The organism is Bartonella sp. TT119HLJHH (assembly GCF_042193385.1).
Lineage (GTDB): Bacteria > Pseudomonadota > Alphaproteobacteria > Rhizobiales > Rhizobiaceae > Bartonella.
Map to the genome: position 1 here is coordinate 1 of NZ_JBHILS010000023.1, position 9,259 is coordinate 9,259.

A 9,259-nucleotide genomic window follows, 5' to 3' on the forward strand; every position below is an offset into this window, starting at 1 on the left:
TTTCAGGTGGCATACGCTATCAGTTTTAAAACAAAACTGTCAAAACAGCGTATTTCTTTTCTATGCATTAACAAAAAGGGCAGCACAATATGCTGCCTTTTTATCTCTCCCCTATTCTTTTCTACCAGTACACACCGCCAACATTTTTCTTTAAGAAAATTAGTTAAAAAACTCAAGACAATAAAATATCGCGCTTTTAACTAGTAAAAATATCCCTTGAAAAAAACTAAAAGTCGATTGAAAAATCAATGAGCGCTATTTTATCGTAACCGTATTCAAGAAAAACATGAAAGCTATGGTATCGTCTTTGGTTTCATGATGTTGAAAGAGATCTCTATCAGGCTCAAGCATACAGTTTTTTGAAATTTTCTTGCCTACTCCTTTTCTTTAAGCATAAGCAACAAGTTTTATGCAAGCATAACACATATCTTGAATAGAAAAACTTATAATACTTATATAATATTAACATAATGTATTCATTTAATACTAAATGAATTTAAGTATAAAACATTATATGTTAAATGTATGATTTATTTTATACTTTACATAAAAATAAAAATCGCCTATTCACGTTCCATCTCTAAAATACCCATCCATTTGATATCCTTCTTATAAGCGGGGGAAGAGTGTGGGGCACTTATAATTTAGGAAAATCTTGATGTGTAAAAAGTCCCTTTTATCCTGCACGGCTGTCATAGCTGTCATGCTATTCAACACCCATCTCAATGTACATGCTGAAACTCTTGAAGTTTCCGGCGAGAAAAAAGAAGTATCTAACACAACGTATGAGATTATTAATGCGAAAGACAACGGGGAAATTACTGGCACACATTTAACTGTGGTTGGGAATAAAGACACGGATATTTACGCTGTAACAGCTGAAGGTTTTGGCAGTACGATTACATTACTGCAAGACACAGCCATTAAAGGAACTGATTTTGACATTCGTCTCGGTCTTAATGCAAAAGATGGTGCTACAATCAAAATGACTGGAGGCATTATTACGGTTTCTGAAATTGGCGCTTTCTTCGAAAACAGTATGAATGATAAAAACAAGCTGGAAGGTGTAACAATATCAAGCGGTAAAGATGACCACTTCATGGACAAGGGAATAAATGCCGACAACAAAAGCAAAGTTACTTTAGAAAACGTAACGGTTACACAAGCAAACACCAGTATATTTGCAAATGATCATTCTGAAATAACGATTTTAGGAGGAGCATTTGATGGAGAACTCAAAGGAATATCTGCTACGGAAGGCAGCGCTATTACTTTAACCTATAGTGAATTAGGCGATAATAAAAAAGGCAGTGTTCAAGTTACATCATCCCATGGTGACGGACTCTATGCAAATGGTGCACAATCCACAATCACAATGATAGGAGGAGCAGTCACTGTAGAAAATACAGCATTACTTGCAGAAAATGGCGGACATATTAACGTCACAGATGTTACTTTAAAAAAAGATGGCACCGGAATCGGTGCAATAGCCAATGATGTTGACAGCACAATTGAACTGCACGGAAATACGGTAATTAATGACGCTGTAATTGGGCTTTATGCAACAAACGGTAGCACAATCACAATGACTGGAGGAACCATTACGGCTTTTGAAACTGGTGCGTTCTTCAATGAGAGTAAAAGCGATAAAAACAAGTTAGAAAATGTAACCATTACTTATGCAAATACCAGCATAAGTGATCAAGACAAGCTAGAAAATGTAAAAACATCGGACAATGAATTAGACCCTGGATGGGAAAGTGAATTAGAAAATGAAAAAGAAGAGTTTTTATACACAGGAATAACGGCCTTTGCCGGAAGTCATCTCACTTTAGAAAATGTAACCATTACGCAAGCAGACACCAGCATATCGGCAGAAGATGGTTCACAAGTAACGATATTAGGAGGAGCATTTGATGGAGAACACACAGGGCTATACGTAATGAACGGCAGCTTCATTACTTTAGCCAATAGTAAAGAAGGCAGCGTTCAAGTTACATCATCTGATGGTGATGGACTCTATGCAGACGGTTTATTCTCTACCATCATAATGATGGGAGGGACAGTGACTGCGGGAAACAGAGCATTATTTGCACAAAAAGGTGGATATATTAAGGTCACAGATGTTGCTCTAACAACGATGGACGGAAACGGATACGGGGCAGCTTCCACCGATCCTTACAGCTTTATTGAATTGGATGGGGAGACAACGATTAATAATGCTATAAATGGACTTGATGCGGAAAACAATGGTGTCATCATAATGACGGGAGGAGCTGTAACTGCAAAAAGTGCAGCATTGTTTACCATGAACGGTGGATATATTAAGGTCACAGATGTTTCTCTAACAACGATGGACGGAAACGGAAACGGTGCAGCTTCCACCGATCCTGAAAGCTTAATTGAATTGGATGGGAACACAACAATTAATAATGCTCTCATCGGACTTTATACAGAAAATAGTGGTACTATCTCAATGGCGGGTGGAACTGTAACTGGGAAAAGCGCGGCAGTACTTACAAAAAGCGGTGGACATATTAAGGTCACAGATGTTGCTCTAACAACAATGGATGGCAACGGATACGGTGCCGCGACAAGCGATCCTAACAGCTTGATTGAATTGCATGGAAAGACAACAATTAATAATGCTTTCATCGGACTTTATACAGAAAATAGTGGTACTATCACAATGGCGGATGGAACTGTAACCGCAACAAACATGGCACTGTTTGCAGCAAACGGTGGACATATTAAGGTCACAGATGTTGCTCTAACAACAATGGATGGCAACGGATACGGTGCAGCTACCACTGATCCTGACAGCTTGATTGAATTATATGGAAAGACAATAATTGATAATGCTTTCATCGGGCTTAATACAGAAAATAGTGGTACTATCACAATGGCGGGTGGAACTGTAACCGCAACAAACATGGCATTGCTTGCAAAAAGCGGGGGACATATTAAGCTCACAGATGTTACTCTAACAACGATGTATGGCAACGGATACGGAGCAGCTACCTCCGATCCTGAAAGCTTGATTGAATTGGATGGAAAGACAACGATTAATAATGCTTTCATCGGACTTTATACAGAAAATAGTGGTACTATCACAATGGCAGGTGGAACTGTAACCGCAACAAACATGGCATTGCTTGCAAAAAGCGGGGGACATATTAAGCTCACAGATGTTGCTCTAACAACGATGTATGGTAACGGATACGGAGCAGCTACCTCCGATCCTGAAAGCTTGATTGAATTGGATGGAAAGACAACGATTAATAATGCTTTCATCGGGCTCAATGCAGAAAACAGTGGTGCAATCACAATGACGGGAGGAACTGTAACCGCTGCAAACATGGCATTGCTTGCAAAAAGCGGTGGGCATATTAAAGTCACAGATGTTGCTCTAACAACAATAAATGGTAACTATGGCGCAGCGACCACCGATCCTGATAGCTTGATCGAATTGCATGGAAAGACAACAATTAATAATGCTTTCATCGGGCTTAATGCAGAAAATAGTGGTGCAATCACAATGACGGGAGGAACTGTAACCGCTGCAAACATGGCAGTGTTTGCAAAAAACGGTGGGCATATTAAGGTCACAGATGTTGCTCTAACAACGATGTATGGTAACGGATACGGTGCAGCTACCACCGATCCTAATAGCTTAATTGAATTGTATGGGAAGACAACTATTGATAATGCTGTAACCGGACTTGATGCAGAAAATAGTGGCACAATCATAATGACTGGTGGAACAGTAACTGCGAAAACCATGGCATTGTTTGCAATGAACGGTGGACATATTAAGGTCACAGACGTTGCTCTAACAACAATGGATGGCAACGGATACGGTGCAGCTGCCAGCAATCCTTACAGCTTAATTGAATTGCATGGAAATACAGCGATTAGCAATACTTTCATCGGACTTTATGCAGAAAACGGTGGCACGATTAAAATGAATGGAGGGACCGTAGCAGCAAAAGGATCAGCATTTGTTGTAAAAAATAGCGGATATATTGATGTAACAAATGTTTCTGCAACAGCAGAAAACAGTGGCATAACATTTGATAAATCCGAGGACGATAACGCCTTAGAAATCAACTTGACAAATACAAAGATTCGCACTGAAAATAGTATTGGAATTAACGCAGACCAATCAATCGGTATAGCCAATCTCAAAAATTCAGAAATCAGTGCCGATATTTTATTAGCAGCAAAAGCTTCAACTAAAGAAAATAATTTTGCTTTTACACTAAATGCTAATCACTCGGTATTAAAGGGAAGAGCAAAAATTGCAGAAAACAGAACTGTACGCTTTGATTTGACAAACAAGACAACATGGATATTGAAAACCAGTACAAAAGAAACCGATGATGACGGAAAACTGCTTGCTATTGCTCAAAGGTCACGTTCTGATATTTCTGTGCTCAATCTTAATGATAGTTCTATTGTTTTTAATGGACCGGTAGAAGATCATTATCATACATTGCATGTAGGATCTGGAATACCAACCATTCTAGCAGTCTATAATGCCTTTGGTGAGGCAGAAATTCATTTCAACGCTATATGGACTGATGGTGTTGCAATAGATGCACAAAAAACCGATAGGCTTCTCATTCACGGTGATGTAGCAGGCACCACAACAGTTTATGTCAAAAGTGTTTCAGGGGATAAAGAGAGTGTAGAAAATGCTTCTCCTCCTTCAAATATAGGTGGACTTTCACTTATTCAAGTTTCTGGAGAAGCAAAAGAAGACTCCTTTAAATTGAAAAATGGCTATACCACCATAGGAGGAACTCCTTATAAATATACGCTAACTTCCTATGGACCAGTATCAAGTTATGGCAAGGCCAATGCTAACCAAAACTTATTCGATGAAAAGGATAAAGATTTCTGGGACTTCCGCTTGCAGCCTGAATTTCTTGACCCCGATTCAAAAGTAAGAGCAGTTGTACCACAAATGGCAAGCTATTTGGTTATGCCAAATGCCCTCTTTTATACTGGATTGGCCGATATGGCCAAGCAAAATGCACTTTTAGCCAATATGAGAACAACAGTCTTGGGAGAGCAGAAAAATCTAAAAAACAGTTTCTTCCTCTCTACCTATGGGGGTACAGGAACCTTATCCTCGAAACGCGGTCCCCTTAAATATGGTTATGGTGCTGATATTCGCTACGCTGCTATACAAGGTGGGGTTGCATTGACTACGTTAGAAGGGCACAGAACTACTACACATCTTGGTCTTTTAGGCACCTATGGGCAGCTGTCTTTCACTCCAAAAGAGATGCAGGATGCAAGTAAAAGCACCCTAGATAAATGGTCTCTCACTGCCTATGGTAGTGTACAACATGACAGTGGTTTCTATATCGATACGCTTTTATCCTATGGGATAATAAAGGGCGATATCACCAATGCTATCATTGGTAAAACCGCGAAATTGAACAATGTAAAAATGTTGAGTATTTCCACCACCGTTGGCAAACAATTTTCTACCGGAATGGAAGGTTTAACCTTCGAGCCCCAAATACAACTTGCTTATCAACATTTGATGTTTGATACCATTGAAGATGCTGATAATTTAAAAATTGATATGAACAATCCTTCTCAATGGTTGATCCGTGTTGGTGGACGTTTAACCAAAACCATTATGACCACTGAAAATGGTCCTGCCATTTCCTTCTATGGAAAAGCAAACTTGATCAAAACCTTTGGTGATGATGGTACCATCCAGATTGGCAGAGATTTTGACCTTGATCCCATGGGAACAGCAATTGAGGGCGGCGTTGGCATCAATGCACAACTGTCTCACAATTTCTCTCTTTACGCTGATGTAAGCTATCGACAAAAGCTTCAGAAAACTGGTATAAGTGGTGCAAGCTTTTCAGGTGGCATACGCTATCAGTTTTAAATCAAGGCTGTAAAAATAGCCTATTCATTCTATTCAATTTAACAAAAAGGGCAGCACAATATACTGCCTTTTTTGTACATTAAAGTCATCCTTTTTCCTTTTAAAGCACCCTTCCCTCTTTATACTTAGTTCTTTACGAAAATCCCCAAGACAAGACACAACAAACGCAACAGAGCACTTCTATCCCCAGTGAATGAAGAGTACTTCCTACTTTGAAAAAAAGAGAAGTCTATTAGAAATAAATTAATACCACTGTGTTGAAAGATGAAAGCCCACTTTAAGCCCAAGTAAGTTAGCTTTTTTACTAGCTTCTTCTACATCCTTTTTTGTTCCCTCATAACCCCAATTTGCGTCATCTACCATCAGGTAAAAGATGTTATGGTACCACTATATCAGTATCTCACAATATTTCTCTGAATAATAATATTCAAAATTATAATTCTTTAAATAAAATCCATTATAAATACATTTTGTATTAGACATAATTAATATCAATTATTTTTTAATTTTGACAAAAAACCAAAAATGTCTTACCAAATAAAAACAATTACTGAAATTAATAACAACTATCCATTTTCACTTCTTCTTATGAAGTTCGCGGGGAAATGAATATTTGGGGGCTATCATAAGGAGAATACTAGTGTATAAAACATCCCTTTTATCATGCACAGCTGCAGCCGCTATCATCCTGTTCAACATCCAGTTCAGTGCACATGCTGAAACCCTCGTAGTTTCTGAGGGAAAACAACAAGAAGTATCCGATAAAACCTACGAAACTATTCACGCAAAAGACGGTGGCAAAATCATTGGAAAACATTTAACCATTGTTACGAATAAAGATATAAACCAAGGCACAAACCAAACCGTCTATGCTGTAACAGCAGAAGGTGCTGACAGTGCGATTGAGTTACTGGATGGCACAACCATTAAAGGCACTGGTTCTGGTATTTTCTTAGGCCTTGAAGCCAAAGACGGTGCTACACTTCAAATGACTAAGGGAACAATTACATATTCTGGAATGGAGGCCTCCTCATCTGGCATTTTATCTAGCACTGGTGCTTCCTTTTCTGACAGTAAGAGTAAAAAAAACAAGCTGGAAGACGTGGTAATATCGAGTGAAAACGATAACAGTTCACTATCCTTAGGAATAAGTGCTAAAAACAGCACAGTAACCTTGAACAATGTAACCGTAACACAAGCACTAAAAGGCATATTTGCAGATGATCACTCGACAATAACAATCTCTGGAGGATCATTTCGTGCAAAAAATACAGCAATATCTGCTCAAAATGGCAGCATCATTACTTTAAACAACAATGTTACAGTCGCATCATCTAATGGTACTGGACTCCATGCAGATGGTATAGAATCCAAGATCACAATGAAAGGAGGGGCTGTCATAGGAGGAACTGTTATAGGAGGAAGTTTGAATGGATATGAAAGCGTATTACTTACAAAAAATGGTGGACGTATTGAAATTACGGATGTTACTCTAACAACAGATGGCAAAGGAACCGGTGCACTTGCACTTGGTTCTGATAGCATAGTTGAATTAAAAGGTAATACAAAGATTAACAATGCTTTGAACGGTCTTGGAGCATTTGATGGTGGTAAAATCACCAGCGAAAATTTAACACTCATCGGTTCTGGAGCAAAAGAAGAAAGCACTGGTGTAGGAGTTGACCTGCCTAACAGCAAGATCGAACTAAATGGAAAAACAACCATTGAAAAATTCACACATGGGCTTGAGGCACGAAATGGTGGACAGATTGATGTCACGGATATAGCTTTAACAACGAATGACGCGGGAACCGGTGCACTTGCACTTGGTCCTGATAGCAGAATTGAATTGCACGGAACGGCAACGATTAATAATATTTTGAAGGGTCTTAGAGCAATAAATGGTGGCAAAATTACCAGCGAAAATTTAACAGTAGTCGGTGGTAAAGCAATTAATGAAAATCTCGGCAAAATAAGCACTGGTGTACGGACAGAGGATTCTGGTAGTGAAATTCAGTTAACCGGCAAAACAACCATTCAAAATGTCGATGAAGGTTTTTATGCAGACGGTGGAAGTCAAATCATTAGCGGAGATTTAACAATAACCGGTGGTGAGTCCGAAGCAGCAACCGTTGGTGTAAACATTTGGGATGCCGATAGTATAGTTGAATTCAATGGCAAAACAACCATTCAAAATGTTGATGTTGGTCTTTTTGTCATTGAAGGTAGCACAATTAAAACGAGCAATCGTGCTATTGATACTAATTCTAAAAGCCTAGATACCCAATCCGATACTCCTCAGAAGGGGAAGAAAAATACAATAGAAGCAAAAATGGCTGCACTGGTTGTAATAAATGGCGGACATATTGATCTGACAGATGTTTCTGCCACAGCAGAAGTTGCCGGTTTACAATTCGCAACTTTCTCCGATAATAATCCGAATAGCTCGCATGATCCACAAAAATATCATAGTAATGAGATCAATCTGACCAATGCAGAGCTTCATGCTGAAAATGGTACAGGAATTTTCGTTAGAACTGTTGTTGAAAAAAGCATCGAAGATGCTGCTGCTCCATCAATCGGCACAGTCAATCTTAAAAAATCAGAAGTCCATGCTGACGTATTATTAGGAGATGGTATTTTTTGGGACAAAACATCATGGAAAGATAAAGATTTGTGGGATGGTAAAGAGGTTAAAACGATCTCCAACGGCACCTTCACATTAAGCGCAGATCAGTCTATTTTAGAGGGCAGAGCAAATATTGCTAAAGACAGAAATGTGCACTTTGATCTGAAAAACAATACAACATGGACGTTGAAAATTAGCAAAAACGAAAAAGATGATGATGGCAATCTCCTTGATATCGCTCAAAGATCTCGTTCTGATATTTCCAAGCTTAATCTCGATAACAGCTCCATTATCTTTAATGGACCAACAGAAGATCATTACCAAACATTGCATATAGGTTCTGGTAAACCAGACACGCAAGAAGTCTACAATGCAACGGGTGATGCAAAGATTTACTTCAACACGGCTTGGAGTGATGGTGCTGCAATAAATGACCAAAAAACCGATAGGCTTTTGATCCATGGGGATGTCTCTGGCAACACATCAGTTTATGTCACGGGGCGCTTAGAAGAGAACAATATCGAAGCAAATACCTCTGCTGCTGCCAATGTCCGTGGTCTTTCACTTATTCAAGTCTCTGGAAAAGCAGAGGAAAACTCTTTCAAACTGGTAAATGGCTATACCACAAGAGGTGGCTTACCAGATATGTATACACTACGTGCCTATGGACCAGACTCAAGCCAAGGCAACGCCGATATTGCACAAAACCTCTT

The 9,259-nt window shown here is 39.0% G+C and carries 2 protein-coding genes; both read left to right on the forward strand.

Going from position 1 to position 9,259, the window contains the following annotated elements; genetic code table 11:
- The first annotated feature begins 658 nt into the window (after positions 1-658).
- Positions 659-5,917 carry an autotransporter outer membrane beta-barrel domain-containing protein gene (locus tag ACFIJL_RS08055; RefSeq protein ID WP_375624097.1) on the forward strand — a complete coding sequence of 1,753 codons (5,259 nt, stop codon included), beginning with the start codon at positions 659-661 and terminating at the stop codon, positions 5,915-5,917.
- 640 nt (positions 5,918-6,557) lie between these two features.
- Positions 6,558-9,259 (forward strand): autotransporter outer membrane beta-barrel domain-containing protein (locus ACFIJL_RS08060; protein WP_375624099.1); only part of this gene is annotated, 2,702 nt, incomplete at its 3' end.